The sequence below is a fragment of the Bremerella alba genome (genome assembly GCF_013618625.1).
GTDB lineage: Bacteria > Planctomycetota > Planctomycetia > Pirellulales > Pirellulaceae > Bremerella > Bremerella alba.
In genome coordinates this window covers 476,562-497,285 of record NZ_JABRWO010000001.1, presented here as the reverse complement: position 1 = coordinate 497,285, position 20,724 = coordinate 476,562, and the positions used below count along the sequence as shown (strand labels likewise).

The 20,724-nt window shown below is 54.8% G+C and carries 17 protein-coding genes and 1 pseudogene; 10 read left to right on the top strand and 8 right to left on the bottom strand.

Features of this window, described 5'->3' with window-relative positions; translation table 11 throughout:
- Positions 1–133 precede the first annotated feature (133 nt).
- On the bottom strand, positions 134–1,453 hold the full coding sequence (locus HOV93_RS01975; protein WP_207394752.1) for a replication-associated recombination protein A: 1,320 nt from the start codon (positions 1,451–1,453) through the stop codon (positions 134–136).
- Between the two features lie 581 nt (positions 1,454–2,034).
- Between HOV93_RS01975 and HOV93_RS01970 the strand changes: the two genes are divergently transcribed.
- Positions 2,035–2,547 carry a thioredoxin family protein gene (locus tag HOV93_RS01970; RefSeq protein ID WP_207394751.1) on the top strand — a complete coding sequence of 171 codons (513 nt, stop codon included), beginning with the start codon at positions 2,035–2,037 and terminating at the stop codon, positions 2,545–2,547.
- 219 nt (positions 2,548–2,766) lie between these two features.
- Here HOV93_RS01970 and HOV93_RS01965 read toward each other — a convergent pair whose 3' ends face one another.
- From HOV93_RS01965 to HOV93_RS01955, 3 genes and pseudogenes are all read right to left on the bottom strand, one after another.
- Positions 2,767–4,452, bottom strand: coding sequence for a LamG-like jellyroll fold domain-containing protein (locus HOV93_RS01965; RefSeq protein WP_207394750.1), 1,686 nt, complete (start codon positions 4,450–4,452; stop codon positions 2,767–2,769).
- A gap of 3 nt (positions 4,453–4,455) precedes the next feature.
- Positions 4,456–4,812 (bottom strand): annotated as a pseudogene (locus HOV93_RS01960) (sigma-70 family RNA polymerase sigma factor); the annotation flags it as partial.
- Between the two features lie 18 nt (positions 4,813–4,830).
- Entirely contained in the window at positions 4,831–5,010 is a 180-nt protein-coding gene (locus HOV93_RS01955; protein WP_207394749.1) for a hypothetical protein, read from the bottom strand.
- 337 nt (positions 5,011–5,347) lie between these two features.
- Here HOV93_RS01955 and HOV93_RS01950 point away from each other — a divergent pair, with 337 nt between their 5' ends.
- Together HOV93_RS01950 and HOV93_RS01945 are read left to right on the top strand one after the other, a co-directional pair.
- Positions 5,348–6,298, top strand: a complete 951-nt coding sequence (locus tag HOV93_RS01950; protein WP_207395033.1) for a DUF1559 domain-containing protein — start codon at positions 5,348–5,350, stop codon at positions 6,296–6,298.
- A gap of 128 nt (positions 6,299–6,426) precedes the next feature.
- On the top strand, positions 6,427–6,834 hold the full coding sequence (locus HOV93_RS01945; protein ID WP_207394748.1) for a hypothetical protein: 408 nt from the start codon (positions 6,427–6,429) through the stop codon (positions 6,832–6,834).
- Positions 6,835–7,188: 354 nt separating this feature from the next.
- Here HOV93_RS01945 and HOV93_RS01940 read toward each other — a convergent pair whose 3' ends face one another.
- A complete protein-coding gene (locus HOV93_RS01940) occupies positions 7,189–7,986 on the bottom strand; it encodes a DUF3050 domain-containing protein (RefSeq protein ID WP_235989685.1) in 798 nt (265 codons plus the stop codon).
- A gap of 254 nt (positions 7,987–8,240) precedes the next feature.
- On the opposite strand from HOV93_RS01940, the gene HOV93_RS01935 reads away from it, so the two are divergent.
- From HOV93_RS01935 to HOV93_RS01920, 4 genes are all read left to right on the top strand, one after another.
- The gene (locus HOV93_RS01935; protein WP_207394747.1) at positions 8,241–8,678 is read left to right on the top strand and encodes a hypothetical protein; all 438 of its coding nucleotides are present in this window, start codon (positions 8,241–8,243) and stop codon (positions 8,676–8,678) included.
- 134 nt (positions 8,679–8,812) lie between these two features.
- Positions 8,813–9,811 carry a hypothetical protein gene (locus HOV93_RS01930; protein WP_235989684.1) on the top strand — a complete coding sequence of 333 codons (999 nt, stop codon included), beginning with the start codon at positions 8,813–8,815 and terminating at the stop codon, positions 9,809–9,811.
- 44 nt (positions 9,812–9,855) lie between these two features.
- Positions 9,856–11,109, top strand: coding sequence for a polysaccharide pyruvyl transferase family protein (locus HOV93_RS01925; RefSeq protein WP_207394746.1), 1,254 nt, complete (start codon positions 9,856–9,858; stop codon positions 11,107–11,109).
- Between the two features lie 50 nt (positions 11,110–11,159).
- Positions 11,160–12,551, top strand: coding sequence for an arylsulfatase (locus tag HOV93_RS01920; protein ID WP_235989683.1), 1,392 nt, complete (start codon positions 11,160–11,162; stop codon positions 12,549–12,551).
- A gap of 5 nt (positions 12,552–12,556) precedes the next feature.
- Here the strand turns inward: HOV93_RS01920 and msrA are convergent, their stop codons facing one another.
- From msrA to uvrA, 3 genes are all read right to left on the bottom strand, one after another.
- On the bottom strand, positions 12,557–13,093 hold the full coding sequence (msrA, locus tag HOV93_RS01915; RefSeq protein ID WP_207394745.1) for a peptide-methionine (S)-S-oxide reductase MsrA: 537 nt from the start codon (positions 13,091–13,093) through the stop codon (positions 12,557–12,559).
- Between the two features lie 673 nt (positions 13,094–13,766).
- A complete protein-coding gene (locus tag HOV93_RS01910; protein WP_207394744.1) occupies positions 13,767–14,465 on the bottom strand; it encodes a hypothetical protein in 699 nt (232 codons plus the stop codon).
- 187 nt (positions 14,466–14,652) lie between these two features.
- Positions 14,653–17,520, bottom strand: a complete 2,868-nt coding sequence (gene uvrA, locus HOV93_RS01905) for an excinuclease ABC subunit UvrA (RefSeq protein ID WP_315853331.1) — start codon at positions 17,518–17,520, stop codon at positions 14,653–14,655.
- A gap of 414 nt (positions 17,521–17,934) precedes the next feature.
- Between uvrA and dgt the strand changes: the two genes are divergently transcribed.
- From dgt to rsfS, 3 genes are all read left to right on the top strand, one after another.
- On the top strand, positions 17,935–19,032 hold the full coding sequence (gene dgt / locus HOV93_RS01900; protein ID WP_207394743.1) for a dGTP triphosphohydrolase: 1,098 nt from the start codon (positions 17,935–17,937) through the stop codon (positions 19,030–19,032).
- Positions 19,033–19,180: 148 nt separating this feature from the next.
- Entirely contained in the window at positions 19,181–20,257 is a 1,077-nt protein-coding gene (locus tag HOV93_RS01895; RefSeq protein WP_207394742.1) for a PIN/TRAM domain-containing protein, read from the top strand.
- 53 nt (positions 20,258–20,310) lie between these two features.
- On the top strand, positions 20,311–20,724 hold the full coding sequence (rsfS, locus tag HOV93_RS01890) for a ribosome silencing factor (RefSeq protein WP_207394741.1): 414 nt from the start codon (positions 20,311–20,313) through the stop codon (positions 20,722–20,724).

Here is a 20,724-nt window from a genome sequence, read left to right as displayed (position 1 = left end):
ATCTAAGCAGAGCGGCGACGTCGGTTCGATCCGTCTGATTCTCACCGATACAACCGAGATCAACTGTCGAACTAGCGTCGCGCCTGTCCGCTTCCGCGGTGCGTTTCGCTTCTCACACCCTCCGAATCAGAGCCTAAACATCTTCACCGCGCAGCCGCTTTCGGTAGACTTCTACCCGTTTTTGTAGCGTCGCCTCGAAGCCTCGCGGCACCGGGCGGTAGTACTCGCGGTCGATGCCCAGATAGCTTTGCGAGGCGATGCCGTCTGGCTCGTTGTGGGCATACTGGTACCCTTCGCCGTGGCCAAGATCTTTGGCTCCGCCATAGTGCGAATCGCGAAGGTGAACTGGAACCGGCTCGACGCGTCCTTCGCGGATGTCTTTCCTCGCTTCGCCGATTGCCACGGTGGCCGCGTTGCTCTTGGGAGCACAGGCCAAGTACGCCACCGTTTGCGATAGCGTGAGCTGGCATTCCGGCAGGCCGATCATTTCGCAGGCCTGCATAGCCGAGACAGCGATCGTCAGCGCATGCGGGTCAGCGTTGCCGATGTCTTCGCTGGCCGAAATGATCAGCCGCCGCGTGATGAAGCGAATGTCTTCGCCACCTTCGAGCATCTTGGCCAGCCAGTAAATGGCCGCATCGACATCGCTGCCGCGGATGCTCTTGATGAGCGCGCTGGCCGTGTCGTAGTGCGTGTCGCCGTCGCGATCGTACTGCACGGCTTTTTTCTGGATCGACTCTTCGGCCAACTGCCGGGTAAAGTGGATTGGCTTGGCTTCGGACGAAAGGACGCCGATCTCCAAAGCGTTCAGCGCACGCCGCGCGTCGCCGTCGCACACCTCACCGAGAAATCGAGCCGCGTCCTCGTCCAGTTGAACGTCGTGCTTGCCCAGCCCCCGATGCGGATCACTTAACGCAGCCGTAAGAACATCGTGAATCTCTTCCGGCGTGAGAGGTTCAAACTGAAAGATCTGGCTGCGGCTGACCAACGCACTGTTGACGGCAAAGAAGGGATTGCTGGTCGTTGCTCCCACCAGGATGACCACCCCGTTCTCGACATCAGGCAGCAGGGCATCTTGCTGCGACTTGTTGAAACGGTGGATTTCGTCGATGAAGAGCAATGTTTTACGTCCACCGGTAGCGACTTCACGTTGCGCTTCTTGCAGCACCTCGCGAAGCTCCTTCACGCCCGACGTTACCGCATTGAGCTGGCGGAAGCGGGACTTCGTTTCCGAAGCGAGCAACTGGGCGAGGGTTGTCTTGCCGCAGCCTGGGGGGCCGTAGAAGAGCACCGACGTCAGGCGATTGGATTTGATCAATCGCCACAGCAGCTTTCCTTCGGCCAGGAAATGCTTTTGCCCGACGAACTCAGGCAAATTGCGCGGACGCATACGGGCCGCGAGTGGTTTGGCTCGATCGAAGTTCTTGGCTTCGGCTTGTTCAAACAAAGACATCTATCAATACCGAATGAATCGTGAAGCGAGGTTGCTGCATTGTACGCAATTCGCTTTGAAGAAAACGTCCCCAGAAAAAGTTTGCCTTCGATCAAATGTTGACCTAAGTTTGAAGTGTTCGGCCGAATGGGCCCTTCTGGACGGTTGCTCCAATCGTCTGCGGTCGAACATGGACACCGCACGGAGCGTTAAGCACTTTGCCGCGGTGTGAGCCCGACGTACGTTGACGCTTAACAAACGTACGCCGGGTTTTTTTATTTCTTGACCCATGGGCCCGGCGCCCCTGCCAGCAATACGCCTTGTGCGGCGTAAATCCAGCAAGCGGATATTTTTGTCCGAGTTCTGGGGAACTGTAATTCTATACGTCGTTGCAGTTGGCTATCTCGTCAGCCGTGGTGAAGCAGGTATCATCAAGCCATCGATAAATAGGGTTTGGCATCCGGTGGCCTATCGAAAGAGCCATTGTGGAATTATTCCAAGATTTGCTCGGTAAAAACGAAGTACCCCCACAGCCACCGGTCAAAGCCTACTAGAACTCGATCCGGTAACTTTGCCCGCATCACCTAGCCGCACTTACAGCCATGAATGAATCGCTATCCCAAGTACCATTGTCCGGCAACTCTGAATCAGCGCCAGGTCGCAAGAGAATCTTTCATTTCTGGCGTTGCTTCTGGCTGACCTTTCTGGTGGTCTCACTGGCATTCGCTTGGTATAGCTATTATGCCCCCTCCAATAGCATCGCCTGGGCGGACAACTATGCTGCAGCCGAGCGACAAGCAGCCAAAACGGGCAAGCCGATCATCCTTTGCTTCACCGGCCAGTGGTGCGTACCGTGCCGGATTATGAAACGCCAGGTATGGGCGGACGAACAGGTAACGGCCATGGTCAACGCGAGGTTCATACCGGTAGCAATTGACGTGGATGACCCAGAGAACGCTACGGTAATGTCTCGCTACAAAGTCAGCGGCCCACCAGTCACGATCGTGATTGATCCCCAAGGAGAAGTCTTGCAGTGGCGAACCGGAGGAATCGGGAAGCCGGAGTTCCTCGAATTGATCCAGGCTTCGAACCCATCCGCCGCAAAAGACTTGTAATGCCTAGCGGTAGACTAGTGCGGGGCACTTCAACGCAGCAAGCGTACGCAGGTATTTAACTCTTGCGAGAGTGCTTCAGGCGCCTGCGGGTCCATTCTGTTATAGACTTCATAGTTGACGAGGTGATCAGGTTAGGCCGAGCAATTATCCCAGGACCGTTCGACCTGGGGCAGCAATCAAAAGGTTGGACTGCTCACGGGAATCCGGTTGTTTCTTGAATCATGGCTTGCCAATCTCAAACAACCGCACAACTTCGGTTTCGCTCAGTGCTCGAGAATAAACGGCGAACTCGTCCATCCGTCCATTTAGACTTCGAATCGAATAGGGTTCGCCAGGATCTTTGCGACGCCAGTTTCCAAGCTCCGCGTAACCGATTCTCAGTTTATCGAGCGTTTCGGTAGGTGCCCGAAAGTCACCTTCTCGGCCGGTCTCGATGGGGGCGTTCAAAATCAATTTTCCGTCGAGATAATGAAAGACTCTGCCCAAGTTCGGATCGAAGACCGTCACCAGGTGCAACCATCGCCCCAGGTCGTCGAAGCCTAATTCAGGATCTGAGAGATAGAGAATACGCTCTTCATGTTTTGGTCGAATGCCCATTTCCACACGACCATCAGAGCGGAACTGCCAATGGATGTGCCCGTCTTGAAAGTAGTCGGTCAGCATGATCGAGCTAAATGGTCGATCGAAACCATCGATGCGTATCCAGGCACTTAGGGTAATCGCATCGAACTCACCAGGTATGTTGATCCGCACGCGATCATGAAATCCTTTGAATTCGAGCGATTCCTTCCCCGGCCAGCGGCCTTCTGCGATTTTGCAGCCCACGATCGTGCCGTCCAACCCACTGCTGACGCGATTGACGACCTGCTGAGCATTATCGGGATTGGACTGAAAGTCGTAGAAGACCACGAGATCTTCATCTTCCAGTATCTCTTGTCGATTGTTTCGCCACTGTTGGAAACGTTCGGCCGTCTGAGCGGAGAGTCGCTGGGCAACCCCGTTGATGCTCGGAAAGTCATCCGGCCGAAAGCCAATATCTTGCGGTGGGTGGTTCGAGGAAACGGTCACGGCATTTCCGGTGGTGACCGAATTAGTTGTTTCCGCGGATGCGCGTTGCAGTACGTCGACTTGTCCATCAATGACGTGAACTTCCGCCTCCTTCCCTGGAGTAACGCGAACACCAAATTCCGTTCCTCGATCAATGAAGGTCGCATCTTCTGTTTCGAGGGTGAACCCATCCTCTTGTGAAGACGCATAGACCCGAGCCTGGCCGCGGTACAATTTGCAACGCGTCTGCGAGACCAGTTCTAATTTGACCGTCCCTTCGACGACTACGGTCACTCCATTGAGAAAGTCAAACTGCACGAGACCTGCCTGTAAGGTGACCTGCTGTGGCGGCAAGCTTTGGCCAATATGCAGTGCCGTTTCCCCCGGAGCCATCACGACATCAACCATGCGCGAAATGACGGCGATGGGTTGCGTGGTTGTCGTGTAGGGAAGCGTGAACGAGCGGCTAGTCCGACTCACCTGCGTCGCGTTCGATTGTGGATCCGCGAGGTTATTCTCTCCGGACGAAAAGAAAACGAAACTTGCAATTAATAGGCATGCGGCAAGGCATGCGATTGCGAACGGCGACCAAAATGGCCGCAGTTCAGATTGACGACTTCCTTTTAAGTTCGCCATCGTAGTTTCGCTGCGCGAATCACGATGTGAAAATTCTTCAACCAAGTCGTACAAACCGGCGTGAACCCGAAAGAACTCGATGTATTCCTTCCGCGCCTCGGGACTCTGTTTTAGAATTTCCTCGAGTCGATCTAATCCGTCCCGAGAGATTTCGCCGTTGGCGTACTCTCCGAGCAGCCGCTCTAGTTCCTGATAGAGATGGGAAGGTGTCGCATTACTCATCGATCAACTCGCAAGACTAAGTTTGACGCATCGAGACAATCGTTCGCGCAAGCCGGACAGCTTTCGATAAATGCTCTGCACAGAACGGCACAGCTCTTCGGCGAGCTGGGATACCTTGAGCCCGTGGCTGTATGTTTGTACCACCAGGCGTCGGTCTTTTTCCGATAATTTTTCCAGGCATTCTCGCAAAGCGCACTGATAATCCTGGACGAGTACCGGGTCTTCGGAGATTTCCTGCGCAATCGTCGTCAGCAGCTCGGGATCCAAAATGAGCCGATCCCTCGCTTTTTGCCGGCGATAGGCTAGGACCTCGTACCGGGCGACCACATAGGCCCATTTGATAAAGTCGCTGTCATTTTCGAGTTCTTCAAACTTCGACTATAAAACAACACTCGCATTTTGCATCACCTCGTCGACGTCGTTGCGGTCGGGTAAGAGTTGATGAACAAAAAACCGCAGTTGGCGTTCATGGGCCATGAATAGCTGAATAAAACGGGACGCATCCCCCGATTCTTCTTTACCCATGGTATCTGCCAGTTTTCGACTCTTCTCCGACATCCCTAAGTCCTTGCTGCGAAAGAAACGAATGGGTAGAAGTGCCTCCTCTCTACCGGCCCGTTTTCCGCATAGGAAATGAATTCTTCTCAGTAGTTCACTACCGCAGGCCTGCATTTTTCAACGTAATTGCGTCAATTTTCGGAAAATCGCCAGTTTCGAGAATTTTCCCCGAGAATCCTTTGGCACTTCGGTAGTAATTAGTCAGGCAGCGGATGTCCTTTTTTCATGCGATCCGAAAAGCCCCTGCCGATTTCCATCGATGCCCTATCCTCAGCACGTCTTTCCATTATTCGACGTCGTAAGGGTGTCACTACTCCTTGCTTAAAGAAGGGTTGATATGATTCGAAAGAAATTCTCCGGGTTCACACTGGTTGAATTATTGGTGGTGATTGCGATCATCGGCGTCCTGGTTGCCTTGCTGTTGCCCGCGGTACAGCAGGCCCGAGAAGCAGCTCGACGAATTCAGTGTTCCAACAATCTCAAGCAGATTGGTTTGGCCCTGCATAATTATCATGATACCTATCGCGCGTTTCCCGCGGGCTATCGCATCGATCATAATAATGGCGAAACGAGCCCTACCTACGGCTGGACAGTTGCCCTGCTGCCGTTCATCGAACAGGACAACCTTTACGAAGCCCTTAGTCCGCATCAGCCCCGCCCCTTGGCTGAAGTCTATGTAAGTGGAGCGTCCACGACCGACCGGCAATTGCTGCAAACTCGGATCGACGGGTATCGGTGTCCATCCGATGTCACTGCGGATCTCAATAATCTTTGTAAATTTGGCAATACGGCACATTTCGAGGTCGCCACCTCGAACTATGTGGCAATTGCCGGTGATGGATCAAATCCTACCGTCGATTTCTCGGTGACACCTGCCAAAGCCAGAGACTCACTGGGAATGTTCTGGGGAGACAGCTTTCTCTCGTTCCGAGATATGGTGGATGGTAGCTCGAACGTCGTTGTCGTTAGCGAACGAGATGGAGGGAAGGCCTCAGGTAACGGAACCTTCAAGGCGGCAGCATGGTTAGGCAACGGCCGTCAGAACTATAACTCGGATTATGCTGCAGCTCGGTGTTTGGCCCGTAGTTCCTTCGGAATTAATCGCGACTTCTACGCAATTAGTTCGTCTGGGAATCAAGGGAAGGGAGTTTCCAGCTTGCACCCAGGCGGTGTTCAGGTGGTTATGGGAGATGGGTCGGTCAACTTTATGGCCGAGACGGTCAACATTTCGACTGTTTTCAATCCCCTATGCCGTCGAGCTGACGGAGCCGTCGTCGGCGATTATTAATTCTCTGCCGTACGAATGCGAATTGCTCGATGTATCGATCGAGCAATTCGTGGCCATTCGTGCACTTTACGTCCGCGCACCAACTTACTCATTTGATTATCTTGTTCGATCATTCGGAAATGTTTGCAATGAAAACAGTTATACCTTCCTGGATTGTTCTCGCGTTGTTGCTTCTAGGTTTGACCGGATGTGGAAGCGGTAATGCTGGCACCGTAAGCGGCACCGTGAACGTTGATGGAGAACCAAGCGGTGGCTTCTTCGTCTATTTCGATCCTATTGACGGCAGTGCCGAAGCAATTGGTGGCGCCGTCGAAGACGGAAGTTACAGCCTGACTTACGGCCGAGGAAGCAATCAGATTCCCGTAGGCGAGTATCGCGTCTACGTCACACCAACGGATCTAATCGACAATGTTCCGAAGCCGAAAGTGAAGCTAGAGACTCAGTACATGAATCGCGAAAGCACAACGCTGGTCAAGAAGGTGGATGCGGGGACGAATGTCATCGACCTGGACATTCCAAGTCGCAAAGGAAAATAGAGTAACTCGTGCAATTAAGGCCGCTGGATCCTATCGGCTGGGTGGCGCAGTTAACTTCACCATCTCGTGAAGCCTCTTATTGTGTGCCACTGTCGCCCTCGGCAGTGCAAATCCTGGATGGGCTCGATTCAACGCAACAAGTGCACGTGATTTGACTGCTCGCCTAGGTAGATGCCCTATTCAATCCAATGTGTCGCTTCACACTGCCGAGGGCGGCAGTGCCACACCTCGAGATGTCGAACCTGTGGAAAGCTTGGCCGTGTCACTAGGCAAGATTTGAAGACATTTGCCCGGCCCTTTTTCCGCGAAATTCTCTCTCGACATCAGCACGCTTGACGTTCAAAATCCAGTGACCTAATAGGCCAGTGCGTCGAGCATGCCGTTCCACAACAGCAGTCTGGCTTCCAGGCTGCGTACGGCTGCGTCTTCGGCTGCTTGCCATTTGGCATCGTCTTCGCCGCACAAGTGCGAAAGCAGGCGATGGGCCATTGGGCCGTGCGAGTCGCCGTCGAGCTCGATGTGTCGGTCGAGGTAATAGACAAATTTCGATGCCGAGCCAGATAGCTCTTGATTGACCTGAGCGACGATCTTTTGAAAGACGCCAGGCAGAAGATCTTCACGGCCGTAGGTGAAGCCAGATGCGATCGCGCAGAGATTGTCGCTCGCGATCAGGTCGAACGTGTTGGTCACGAACTGCACGATCGGACGTGGTAGGTCGGCTTCGTACAGTGCGGCTGTGACGTCTCGACCATTGTCGAGCCGTTGGAGGAAGCGATCGATGAAATAGCTATCGGCTTCGATCTGACGCATCGAGGTTTGGTACAACTCGAAGTGACTGCTGAAGCCCCCTTCGCCATCTTCGTCGCTCTCTTCGGCCAGCACAATTTCGTTCACCAGACGGCGACCCAGGTTGTTGTCGGTGGGTAGCCAGGGAACGGTCGTGCAGGTGAGCTTCAACTGCAGGGCCTTGAGCAGGGACATGAAATCCCAGACCGCGAAGACGTGGTACTGCATGAAGACCTTCAGCGCATCGGCATTGCCAATTTGCTGGTAGACCGGGTGGTCGAGCAAATCTTGCCGCTGAGGTGCGAGAACCTGTTCAATACGGTCGAGGCGCTCCTGCGCCGAAGGAGGCATGATAATCATGGGCATTTGTTACTTCGCAGTGGGGTTGGGTGTGTCCATAAAGTAACGGACAGCACACTTTGAAACTAACAAAACAACGGAGGATCGGAAATGCAAATTCGGTAAAGCGCATCTTCAACGCCGGTGATATTGTGAAATTCCTGGAAAGATCTCCTAACGGTAGTAGGTCTTACCGAAAAAAAGTGAACAATGGCCGCACAATGTCAGTACGGCTTATGGTGTCTTATTCTGTTTCTAACGATCCCCCCAAAGAGTAGACGATGGAAAATTCAAATCAGACGAACGAGTCCAATAATCAGACAGCCGAAGCAACCGGCCAAGGTTCGCCATCGACGTCGTCGCCTGGCCGCTTGGGTGGTTGGGTGAAGAACACGGCCTATGGGTTCGCAGGCCTGACGGTCTTGGCGCTGGTCATCACGGTTGTCTCGCCAGAGGTCGCCGTGGCCGTGACGCAGTACCTTCCCAAGGAGTACCAAGAGACTCTCTTTGCTAGCTCTGCTTCAAGTGAAGCCTGCTCGGCTGGGATGTCGGTCGGAGTCTCCTCAGGCTGCTGTCCTTCGACGGTGGCCTCTTGTTGCAGTGCCGGCACGTCGTGTGGCGCACCCAGCGCAAGTTCTGAGATAGCCGACGACGCGTTCGCCGTCGCAATTCCCTCTCTGTCGCTCGATGACATGTTGGCCGGACTGAGTGACGATTAAGCTCCAGCTGATTCTCAGACCGAGCAATTGCCTCGTCCGAAAAGGTTCCATGTTGGATTGAGATCGACTAATATCGATGGCAGGCCGAATCCCGGTAGTTTCGGCTTGCCCCAATCCCTTCGAGAACCTTCGTCATGCTTCGATCGATCCATACGCTTTCCCTTTTGATGGGACTCATTTTTGCTGTCGCGCCGCTTGCCACTGTCCATGCGCATGAGCCGGCCGGCGATCCTTCGGTTGTATTGAAGACCCCAGGCTTGGTGGCTTTCTGGACGTTCGATGAAGAGCCCACACAGGCCCGCAAGTCGATCGCCTCGGCAGGGGATTTCCCACTGAGCGAAGTGAACGGACCCATTGCCCGGGCAGACCAGGGGCCGTACTCGGGGCATAGCGTCGACTTTAACGGCAAGCAGTATCTCGAGCTTCCTTACGAAAAGACCGGTAAGCTCAACATAAGCGGGCCGGATGCTCAGGTCAGCATGTTCGCCGTGGTGCGGGTTATCGATCTTCGCCAAAGCCGTACGATTGCGGGCATGTGGAGCGAAGGTAAAGGACGCGACGACGACAGCGGCACGCGTCAGTATGCCCTGTTGATGAATATGCCGGCTTACGGCGGCCCGAATCAATTGGTGCCTCACATCAGCAGCGAAGGGGGCGTTACGCGTCGCGCCGATGGCTCAGCTTTTCCTTGGTGTGCCGACTATGCCGCGACCAAGCGTAAAGTTCCTGAAGAAGAGTGGTGCACCTTAGCGTTCACTTACGACGGCAAAACAATCACCGCCTACATCAACGGAACCTACGAGAAGCGTGAGCTCGATCCGAAGAAGGATCGTCGAGACGATCGCTACTTCACCCAGGAAGGTCCCGACGGTAAAGATCGCGGGATGAATCCGTATTACCACGGTCGCGGTATCTTCACCTACGACCCTGAAAAGCACACCGAGTCGAAGCCAGACGGTGGGTCCGACTTTACCGTCGGTGCACGCTATGCGGTCGGTTCGTTTCTGCGCGAATCGACCAAAGGCAAGTTCGGCGGCCTGGCAGTCTTCGATCGGGCACTTACCGACGAAGAGATTCTTGCGTTGCATGAATCGGCCAACATCGACGCATTGAATGCCGCCGACAAAAAGTAATTGCGGCCTCATCGACACTCCTTTCGCCTGTTTGGGTTCTTCCTATGAAGCGTCGTACGTTCTTGCAAACTTCCGTGGCTGCCGCGTTGGCTTCTAAGGTCTATGCGGCGCCGGCCAAGCGGCCGCGGATCATTCTGCGGTCTTCCTGGCAAGTCGTGAACATCGGTGACATCGCCCACACACCAGGGGTGATGGCATTGCTCGAGAAGTACCTGCCGGAGGCCGAAGTCACGCTGTGGGCCTCAGGCGACTTCTCGGAAGAGGTCCACGCGATGGAAGCCAAGCGGTTTCCCGACATGCGTGTCGTAAAAGGTTCTATCGGTGAGTCGGGTAAGTTTTCCAACGCCGAGTTGAAAGATGCCGTCAATTCGTGTGACTTTCTGCTGCATGGCTCGGGCCCTTCCTTTGTGGCCCGCCGTGACGTGGGGCGGTTTGTCCAACACACGAAGAAGCCATTTGGTATTTATGGCATCACCTATGGCGGCGCCGATCGGGAAACGATCGACCTGATGAGCTCTGCCAAGTTTGTTTACTTTCGTGATTCGATCTCGTTGAAGAAGGCGAAGCAGGATGGCATCCAGAGCCCGATCATGGAGTTCGGCCCTGATGGTGCGTTTGCCTGCGACCTGCGAGACGATGCCGCTGCGGATGCCTACTTGAAGAAAGTGGGGCTCGAGCGGGGCGAGTTTCTGTGCTGCATTACCCGCTTACGGTACACGCCTTATTGGGAAGTGAAGCAGGGGCGAAAGCTCGACGAAAAACGGCATGCTCGTAATAAGGCGATGAAGGACCACGACCACCAGCCGATCCGCGAGGCGATTGCTAAGGTGGTGACCGAGACCGACAAAAAGGTGCTCTTATGTCCCGAGGATATGACCCAAATGAAGGTCACCAAGCAAAACATCTACGACCATCTGTCGGACGAGGTGAAGCAGAACGTAGTCTGGCGCGACAAATTTTGGCTCACCGATCAGGCCCTCAGCACGTACGTTCGCTCGGCTGGGTTCTTCGGGCTGGAAATGCACTCGCCGATCATGTGTATTGGCAACGGCGTTCCGGCGATCGTCGGCAGGTTTGAAGAGCAGACCTCCAAAGGGTTTATGTGGCAAGATATTGGCCTGGGTGATTGGCTGTTCGATGTCGATCAACCAGAGCAAGTCGCCCAGTATCCGTCCTCCGTGTTAGACTTAGTGAAGCGGCCAGAGCACGCCCAGCAAATGGTTGCCCAAGCCCAGGCCATTGTGACCAGGCGGCAACGCGAGTCGATGGAAGTCGTTCGCCAGTTGGTTGGTCTCTGAGTAAAATGCACGCTCCCCCTTACCGTTGTTTCCTTTAGGCAATCGTTCTCATGATGACCCGCACATTTGCCATTTGGTTGTTGGCCATTGCCGGCCTTGGTTTTGTTTTTCCAAATTTCGCCGAAGCCAAAAAGCCAAACATTATTTACATCCTTGCCGACGATCTGGGGATTGGCGATCTTGGTTGCTATGGCCAAGAGAAGTTCGAGACCCCCAACATCGACCGCTTGGCCGCCGAGGGAATGAAGTTCTCGCAGCACTACAGCGGCAGCACGGTTTGTGCACCTACCCGCAGTGTGCTGATGACGGGGCTGCACACCGGGCACACGCCGGTTCGCGGTAATGCTGAAGTGAAACCGGTCGGGCAAGAGCCTATTCCGGCCGATACGATCACCCTGCCGAAACTGCTTAAGGAAGCAGGCTACACGACCGGTGCGTTCGGCAAATGGGGCCTTGGCTATCCTGGTTCCGAAGGGGATCCCAACAAGCAAGGCTTCGATGTTTTCTACGGTTACAACTGCCAACGGAATGCTCATACTTACTACCCGACTTGGATGTTCGACAACGAGAAGAAGATAGAGCTCGACGGCAAGACCTACTCACACGATTTGATCATGGACCGCGCCTTGCAGTTCATTCGCGACAATAAGGACAAGCCCTTCTTTTGCTACCTGCCGATCGCTATCCCGCACGCCGCGATGCACGTGCCGGAAGAGTATGTGGCTCCTTACCGGCAGAAGTTCTCGGAGTATGAAAACAAGATCGGCAAGTACGCCGGGCCTCCCGTTAAAAACCCCATTGCCGCGTTCGCCGGAATGTGCACCAAAATGGACGAGGACGTCGGCCGCGTGATGCACCTGGTTAAGCAACTTGGTTTGGACGACGACACAATCATTATGTTCACCAGCGATAACGGGGCTCACAAGGAAGGTGGTCACGATCCCGACTTCTTCAACAGCAACGGACCTTATCGCGGTCACAAACGCGACCTGATCGACGGCGGTATTCGGGCTCCTTTCATTATTCGTTGGCCTGGCCATGTGAAAGCGGGCAGCGAAAGCGATCTGATCAGCGCTCACTGGGATGTGTTGCCGACGCTTTGTCAACTTGCCGGAGCCGACATTCCTGCCGGCATCGACGGGATCAGCATGTTGCCGACTCTCACCGGCGAAGGGGCTCAGCCGCAGCACGATTACCTGTACTGGGAATTCTTGGAACGGGGCGGCAAACGGGCCGTTCGCATGGGCCAATGGAAAGCGGTTCAAAACAACATGACCAACAATCCTGATGCCCACATATCGCTGTACAACATCGACAAGGACATCGAAGAAAACGTCGACCTTTCCGAGCATCACCCGCTGGTGATTGCCAAGGTTCGCGAGATCTTCGACGAAGCCCACGTCGAGAACGACCGCTTCAAGTTCAAGTTTGAACGGAAGTAACGCCGTTACTTCAGCTTCTCAGCAAATTGCTGGCGAAACTTGTCGAGCTTTGGGCGAACGACCATCGCGCAGTACGGGTTGCCGGGGTTATTGGCGACGTAATCCTGGTGGTAGTTTTCGGCCGAGTAATAGTTGTTGATCTCGGTCACTTCGGTCACGATCGGGGCCGAGAATGCGTTGCTTTCTTCAAGCTTGCCGATGAACTGCTTGGCTGTCTGCTTCTGCTCGTCCGAATGGTAGAAGACCGCACTGCGATACTGCGGGCCGACGTCGTTACCTTGCTGGTCTTTGGTGGTTGGGTCGTGCGTTTGAAAGAAGATCTCCAGCAAACCTTCGTAGCTGATCTGATCGGGGTCGTAAGTAATTTGAATCACCTCGGCGTGCCCGGTCTTCTTGGTGCAGATTTGCTCGTAGGTTGGATTGGCAACGTGCCCACCGGCATAGCCGGACTGCACGCTCTTCACGCCACGAAGCTCTAGAAACACGGCCTCGGTGCACCAGAAGCACCCGCCGCCGAAAGTTGCCGTTTGGAAATCTGCCATGGTGATGCTCCTAAATATAAAGGGAGCCGCAGCGCCGGTACGTGGCCGAAGACCACTCTAGACGCATGCACGCTCGCTTGTGAAACAAAGGGAAATGGGGTTGTCGTATTATATGCGTGCACGTATGCCTAACTCCAACGCAACTGCGGCGGGCTGTATAGGTGCCTGATGGTTGGGGCCGAGCGGCGCGGCCAGTCGCACCATGAACATACGTTTCTGCTAACGAAGACGAGGGTACAGCACCCCCGGACGGATCATGATCCGCAGGGTGTATGTGCAATTTAGAGGCGAAGTGCTTCATTGAGATGGGGTGCCCAGCAATTTTTTGCTCGCACTGTCTAGGAGGCTGGGGACAGGCAACCGAGAAGAAGTCGAGTGTCCTCTTGCCTGGGAGTAAAGTAAGAGGGCAGAGAAACCTTGATGTAATTCCCGGAGCCGTGATTGATGGACGACACTTCGTCGAGCAACCCGTTTCACGTATTGGTGTCCAGTTGTCCCGGCCACGAAAAGGTAATTGCCGAAATCTACTATGGCGATCACTTTGTCGCGTAAGTGAGTCACGACGGCGATACGCCGCTAGTGGAAATGCCAGGCATCAATTTGGATGAAGCTTGCATTTCAAGGGTCGTGCCGCTGAAAGGGTTTCAAGACGCGCTGTCCGGGCCCTACTTTACTATTTGTTCTCCGTGCCGCGTCGCCGCATCTCCTGCCAAAAGTCTCTCGACTTTTCGACACGTTGATCAAACAGGCTAATCATGACCTCGTTTTGCTGATTGAACCAAAGATATGCCGTTAGTGCTGTACTTAATTCCTCTGGGGTCAAAACTAAGTCAGACGCATTTTTGGGGTGCGTGATTCTGTTCCTAACTTCTACCGAGCGAATCATGCAATTCCATCCTTCTTTCGAAGTGTCTAGACTGAAACTCGGGGCAAGTACTTTCGATAGGATGGCAAACGCAAATCTCAAGTTAGGTGCAAATCGAAGTCGCATCCTTGAGTCTTTAATTTTCCCATTGTTCTTTAAATCAATTCCAACTTCTTTACAGATAAGCAGTTCTTCGAGCGTAAGTTGCTCGTCGAGATCGCGGCTCGAAGCCGCTATTTGCTTCATGCAATAGACGACACCTTCAATCGTAGAGAAAATGGCTCGTATTAGCATTCTTCCTTTGTGCGCTGGAGTATGTCTCAAATCGATATTATAACCACCGCTAGAGTGTCGGGTTCCGATGGATTGGATTATGTCGTTAACTTCTTTTTTCAGCTCTTCTTCGACAGCAATATACTCCTCAACGCTCTCATGACTGGGGGCGTTTTTAAAAACGTGGAGGTGCTCCTTGAATTGATTGGCATTGATTTGAAATGACTTGTCCATCTCTTTACCTATTAAGGCTTAGGGGGTGCGAAGCTACTGACACGAAACAACAAGTCGTGGTTCATTTAGGCATGGTTAAACTGCTCGGCGCAGTATACCCGGATGAGAATTTGTTCACGGAGTGTGCCATGATACTGAGGTCGATGCCACACTCAAAAGACAGGTAAGAATAAGATTAGCAGGAAGCTTACTGCCCGTTGTAACCGTTGAGCAGTGGTTTTAGGTACTGCCCGGTATAGCTTGCTTCTACTTCAGCGACTTGTTCGGGCGTACCGGTGGCGATGATGTGGCCGCCGCCGTCGCCACCTTCGGGGCCGAGGTCGATGAGCCAGTCGGCGCACTTGATCACGTCCAGGTTATGTTCGATCACCAGGACGGTGTTCCCCTTGTCGACCAGGCGACTGAGGACCGATAGCAGGCGGCGGATGTCCTCGAAGTGGAGCCCTGTGGTGGGTTCGTCGAGCACATACAAGGTGCTGCCGGTTTCGGTTCGGGCAAGCTCGGTGGCCAGTTTGATGCGTTGGGCTTCGCCGCCGGAAAGGGTCGTGCTAGGTTGACCGAGCGAGAGATAGCCGAGTCCCACATCGCACAGGCTCGCCAGCACGCGTTGGATCGCTGGGACGGCGTCGAAAAATTCAGCGGCTTCTTCGATCGGCAGGTTCAATACGTCGGCGATCGAAAGCTCTTTGTATTTGACCCGCAGCGTCTGGCGGTTGAAGCGTTTGCCGTGGCACTGAGGGCACTCGACGAACAGATCTGGCAGGAAGTTCATTTCGATCTTCCTGAGGCCTTGGCCTTGGCATTCCTCGCAGCGGCCACCCTTGACGTTGAAGCTGAATCGTGACGCTTTGTAGCCGTACTGCTTGGCTTGCCGCGTGTCGGCGAACACCTTGCGGATTTCATCGAACACGCCGGTGTAGGTCGCCGGGTTGCTGCGTGGTGTGCGGCCAATAGGGGACTGATCGATTGGGATGACCTTGTCGATCTGGCTGATGCCACGCAAACTGCTGAACGCCCCAGGTCGCTGCGACGGTTGCCCCAATCGGCGAAGCAGAGCGGGAGTGATCGTTTCGTTGACAAGCGAACTCTTGCCGCTGCCGCTGACCCCGGTGACGCAGACGAACGCGCCCAAGGGAACTTGAACGGCAACGTCCTTCAAGTTGTTGGTCGTCGCGCCTTCGATCGAAATCATGCGTGACTTAGCCACCTTGCGGCGGATGGCCGGGACATCGATCTTCGTGCGGCCGCTGAGGTATTGGCCGGTGATCGATGCTTCGACATGGGAGACAACTTCCGGCGTACCTTCAGCGATGATCTGCCCACCGCGGCTGCCGGCGCCGGGGCCGACATCGACCAGGCGATCGGCGACGCGCATGATCGCTTCGTCGTGTTCGACCACGATGACCGTGTTGCCATGGTCGCGCAGTTCGACCAATGCTTCGATCAAGCGGTGATTGTCGCGCGAGTGGAGCCCGATCGAAGGTTCGTCCAAGATGTAGCAGATGCCGACCAACCCGCTACCGATACCGGTGGCTAGGCGAACACGTTGCAGTTCGCCCCCGCTAAGCGTATCGGCGGCGCGGTCGAGGGTGAGGTAATCGGCCCCGACCTTCTCTAAAAAGGCCAGCCGCTTGGCGATCTCGCGGACGATGGGGGTGGCGATTTGGATCTCGTGTTCGTCGAACTCGAGGTCGTCAAAAAACGTGCGGGAATCGTTGATGCTCAGACGCACAATCTGGTGAATGTTGTAATCGGCCACGCGCACGGCAAGCGCTTCGGGCCGCAGCCGTGCGCCATGACAAGCAGGGCAGGGGAGCTTGCCGCGGAACTTGCCGAGTTGGTCGAGCCGCTTCTTACGGGTCGTGGTGACGTACTCTTTTTCCAGAGCGATCAGCACACCTAGCCAAGGGTTGCCTTCGCCGGAAAGGAGTTTGGTGCGTTGGTCTTCGGTCCAGTCACTGAGCTTTGAGGTGCGGTCGAGCTTGTGTTTGCCGAGCCACGTGTCGAGCCCTTTGGCGACCTTGGTTAAAGCGGCCGCCGTCAGCCCACGCCAGGGGGCGATCGCCCCGTCGTCGATCGAAAGCTCGTGATCAGGGACGACCAGGTCAGGGTCGAACTCTTCGCAGATGCCCAGGCCTTCGCACTTAGGGCACGTGCCGTAAGGACTGTTGAAGCTGAACGTACGGGGTTCGATGTCGATGAAGCTCAGGTTGCACTCGGTGCAGGCCAGCTCGGTATTGAAGATGTGATCGACCCAGGTGCCTTTGGGGTGCTTGCTGTCGACAAGGGTGGTGTCTAAGTGGCAGGACAGAAGCCGGCCATCGCCCAGTTTCAAGGCCATGGTTACCGAGTCGCTCATCCGAGCGCGCAGCCCTTCGCGGATGATGATGCGATCGACGACGGCTTCGACGGTGTGGTTCTTTTTCGGATTGAGTTCCGGAACTTCGTCGATTTGGTAGACCTCGTCGTCGACGCGTACCCGCAGCAGGCCTTCGCGACGAATACGATCGAAGACCTCTTTATGAACCCCCTTGCGCCCCTGAACCATCGGGGCCATGATCATCAGCTTGGTTTCTTCCGGCAGGGCCAGCAAGCGATCTTGAATTTGTTCGGCCGTTTGCTGCGTGATCGGTCGATCGCACTTCCAGCAATGCGGCTGCCCGAGCCGAGCCATGAGCAGGCGAAGATAGTCGTAGATCTCGGTGATGGTCGCGACGGTGCTGCGCGGGTTTTGACTGCCGGTACGCTGGTCGATGCAGATGGTGGGCTGCAGGCCGACGATCAAGTCGACATCGGGGCGTTCCATCTGATCGAGGAACTGCCGGGCATAGACCGAGAGACTTTCGACATACTGCCGCTGACCCTCGGCGTACAACGTGTCGAGCGCCAGCGAGCTTTTTCCGCTGCCGCTGGGGCCAGTGATGACGATCAGTTGGTCTCGCGGAAGGTCGATATCGACGTTCTTCAGATTATGAACGCGGGCCCCGCGGACGCTGATAGAGGACGTATCTTGCGTCGGGTCGATGGTAGAGAGCTTGTCTCGATGAAAATCCACGATGGCAGACAATCATGCTGGGCGTAAAAGGCGGGACATGGTGCCTGGCCCCTGTCATGGGGCAATCCCGACCTTAAAGGTATAAATGATGAGTGGCAATTCAGTTCAAGCTAACAGGGCCCTCCCAGGGTGGCAACTAGAGGGAAGTTGAGAGAGTTCAGTTTTCGGGGTTCGGTTTTCAGCAAGAGGGAGTCAACGCAAATCGGTGTATTGGCCTAACTCCTGTGCGCTAGACCCTTTGGGAAGAGGGGGCGGGTGAGGGGCGAACCTGGGTTTTCGTGGACCAACCTACGGCATAGGGCCCTGTTGTTAAAACGGGATACAGGAAACAATCACGATCACTCTCAACGATTTTCCTCCTGAGAACTGAACACTTCAAACTGAAAACTATCAGCGAAGCGAATGCATCAATTCATGAATTATGATCAGCGTGAGGAACGGCTTTTTGCTCCCTATGCGCTGCGTAGTAAACAGTCGAGTGGACGCGAACATGACGAAGCGGATCAGCAATATCGCTCGCCATTTCAGCGCGATCGCGACCGGATCATCCACAGCAGCGCGTTCCGCCGGATGGCCGACAAAACCCAAGTCTTCATGAACATCAGCGACTACCACCGCACGCGCCTGACGCACACGATTGAAGTCGTCACGGTGGCTCGCACGATTGGCCGAAGCTTAGGGCTGAATGAAGAACTGATCGAGGCTTTAGGTTATCTGCACGATTTAGGGCATCCACCGCTGGGGCACACAGGCGAGGAGGTCTTGCAGGAATGCATGGCCGATTGCGGCGGGTTTTCGCACAATGCGTTTGGATTGGTGTTGGTAAGGCATCTTGAAACGCGCAGTCCTTACTACGATGGGTTGAATCTTACTCACGAGGTGCTGGAAGGTCAGATCACGCGGGTCGACAAACGGCAAATGACCTTCCTGCGGCCACTGCTGGAAGCGCAAACGGTCGAGGCTTGCGACAGCATCACGTATGACACGCACGATGCCGACGATGCCTTGAAACTGGGCCTAGTGAAATTCGACGAGTTGATGCAGGTCCCGCTGTTTGCCCAAAGTGCCGAGAAAGCGTATCAACGGTATGGCCAGCTGGAAGGTCGTCGGCTGCGGAAGATGGTTATTCACCAGCTGATCGACATTCAGGTCACCGATGTCATGCAGACGGCGATGGAGCGGATAGCCAAGTGGAACCCGGCAACGCCGGAGGAGGCGGAGATGTGCGAACCGATCGTGACGGTGAGCGACAGCCTGAGAGCGCGAAAAACGCAGCTCGAGCGGTTCCTTTTCGATCGGGTCTATCGCCACCCAGAGATTGTCGAGTTTCGCCAACGTGGTCAGGACCAACTGCGGCAGATGTACGAGGGATATTTGCGGCGTCCGGAGCTAGTCCGCGGAAAATGTGCCGACTGGTTCGAGGTTTGGGGCTTGCCGCGAACGGTAGGGTATTACATAGCCACTATGACCGATTCTTATTGTCAACGAGAATTCGATGCCCATTTTCGCTAGTCTCTGGGGATGCTTTCCCTGCAATCGCGGGGTAGAATAACGTTCTTGGAATTGAGAATAGGTTTGTCTTTTAAGGGGAGCACGACCTGCCTGGGCGAGGGTTGCCGTCGAGAACCTTTCGTTAATGGTCGTCTCCTGCAGGCTCTCCATGGCGCTAATAATATTACGAGTTATTTTTATTCTGGTGGCTGCCGGTGTCGGCATCACCGTCATTCAGGTTGATGCGTTCCGCAGCGCACTTCAGGACCAACCTTGGCCTGCGTTTGTCGGGATCATGATCCTCGCCCTAGCGGTCATCGGCATTGATCTCTTCATCAAGAACAAGCGATACGACACCATCTCCGGGGTCTATTTTGGCCTGTTGGTAGGGCTCTCTCTGACGTACATCCTGGGGCTGATCACTCAGGTTTGGTTTCCGGCAGATAACCCCGGGGCAGTCACTGCGCACCGTGCGCTGCAACTAGTGATCGGGATGGTGCTGTGTTACAGCTGTATCAGCTTAGTTCTGCAAACGAAGGATGATTTCCGCTTTATCATTCCTTATGTTGAGTTTGCCAAGGAACTGAAGGGCCCTAAGCCGTACGTGCTGGATACCAGTATTGTGATCGACGGTCGAATTGCCGACGTCGTCGAGACAGGCTTTTTCGACAATGTGTTGATCATGCCGAGATTTGTGCTGGCCGAGCTGCAAGGTATCGCCGACAGCAGCGACAAGCTCAAACGTAGCCGCGGCCGGCGTGGGTTGGATATTCTCAACCGACTGCGAAACAATGATCAGGCCGACCTGAAGATCCACGACCGAGAGACGCCGGACATGGAAGGCCAGCCGGTCGATATGAAGTTGGTCCTGCTGGCGAAGCTGCTTGAAGGCAAGATCGTCACCGGCGATTACAACTTGAATAAGGTTGCCAAGCTGCATAACGTGGAAGTAATCAACCTGAACGAGATTGCCAACGCCCTGAAACCGGTCTTCCTGCCCGGCGAACATCTGTCGGTCAGGATTGTCAAAAAGGGTGAAGAAGATACCCAAGGCGTCGGTTACCTGGACGACGGCACCATGATTGTGGTCGAAGGTGGCCGCGAGCACATCAACACCCAGGTCCGTATTCTGGTGACTAGTGTGCTGCAAACCAGTGCCGGACGCATGATCTTCGGTCGCTACGAGGCGAACGAAGGGGGCTCGTCCGGCGGCGGTCAGAAGACCCACGCCAACACTTCGGCCTAAAAAGCCAGTCCGGCGTTCCAACACCATACCAACTCAAGTTCCCCGGCATTCGCGTGACTGAATCTGACAAGCCTGAAACTTCCGGCAACAATGACGATAATCGTAGCCTTCAGCTCGCCACGGCAGCCGCCCAGGTGATCGAAGACAACAATGGCCGCGATATCTGCATCCTCGACATGCGGCACCTGACGCCGATCTTCGATTACTTCATCATCGGCACCGGTGGCAGCCGCCGGCAGCTGCACGCGATGAGCGAAGAGATCGACGACAAGCTTGAGAAAGAACTCGGCGATCGCCGTATGGGCCGCGAAGGCTACGACGAAAGCCGCTGGATTCTGCTCGATTACGGCTCGATCGTGTGCCATCTGTTCGACGAAGAAACCCGCGAGTATTTCCAGCTGGAACAACTGTGGGCCGATGCCAAGAAGATCGACCTGACCGGCATCTTGCGAAACCCGGGCGAATAA

Excerpts from the sequence above, each read along its gene's own strand:
- HOV93_RS01975 (WP_207394752.1), bottom strand. The coding sequence starts at position 1,453 with ATGTCTTTGTTTGAACAAGCCGAAGCCAAGAACTTCGATCGAGCCAAA.
- HOV93_RS01970 (WP_207394751.1), top strand. The coding sequence starts at position 2,035 with ATGAATGAATCGCTATCCCAAGTACCATTGTCCGGCAACTCTGAATCA.
- HOV93_RS01965 (WP_207394750.1), bottom strand. The coding sequence starts at position 4,452 with ATGAGTAATGCGACACCTTCCCATCTCTATCAGGAACTAGAGCGGCTG.
- HOV93_RS01955 (WP_207394749.1), bottom strand. The coding sequence starts at position 5,010 with ATGTCGGAGAAGAGTCGAAAACTGGCAGATACCATGGGTAAAGAAGAA.
- HOV93_RS01950 (WP_207395033.1), top strand. The coding sequence starts at position 5,348 with ATGATTCGAAAGAAATTCTCCGGGTTCACACTGGTTGAATTATTGGTG.
- HOV93_RS01945 (WP_207394748.1), top strand. The coding sequence starts at position 6,427 with ATGAAAACAGTTATACCTTCCTGGATTGTTCTCGCGTTGTTGCTTCTA.
- HOV93_RS01940 (WP_235989685.1), bottom strand. The coding sequence starts at position 7,986 with ATGCCCATGATTATCATGCCTCCTTCGGCGCAGGAGCGCCTCGACCGT.
- HOV93_RS01935 (WP_207394747.1), top strand. The coding sequence starts at position 8,241 with ATGGAAAATTCAAATCAGACGAACGAGTCCAATAATCAGACAGCCGAA.
- HOV93_RS01930 (WP_235989684.1), top strand. The coding sequence starts at position 8,813 with ATGCTTCGATCGATCCATACGCTTTCCCTTTTGATGGGACTCATTTTT.
- HOV93_RS01925 (WP_207394746.1), top strand. The coding sequence starts at position 9,856 with ATGAAGCGTCGTACGTTCTTGCAAACTTCCGTGGCTGCCGCGTTGGCT.
- HOV93_RS01920 (WP_235989683.1), top strand. The coding sequence starts at position 11,160 with ATGATGACCCGCACATTTGCCATTTGGTTGTTGGCCATTGCCGGCCTT.
- msrA (WP_207394745.1), bottom strand. The coding sequence starts at position 13,093 with ATGGCAGATTTCCAAACGGCAACTTTCGGCGGCGGGTGCTTCTGGTGC.
- HOV93_RS01910 (WP_207394744.1), bottom strand. The coding sequence starts at position 14,465 with ATGGACAAGTCATTTCAAATCAATGCCAATCAATTCAAGGAGCACCTC.
- dgt (WP_207394743.1), top strand. The coding sequence starts at position 17,935 with ATGAATTATGATCAGCGTGAGGAACGGCTTTTTGCTCCCTATGCGCTG.
- HOV93_RS01895 (WP_207394742.1), top strand. The coding sequence starts at position 19,181 with ATGGCGCTAATAATATTACGAGTTATTTTTATTCTGGTGGCTGCCGGT.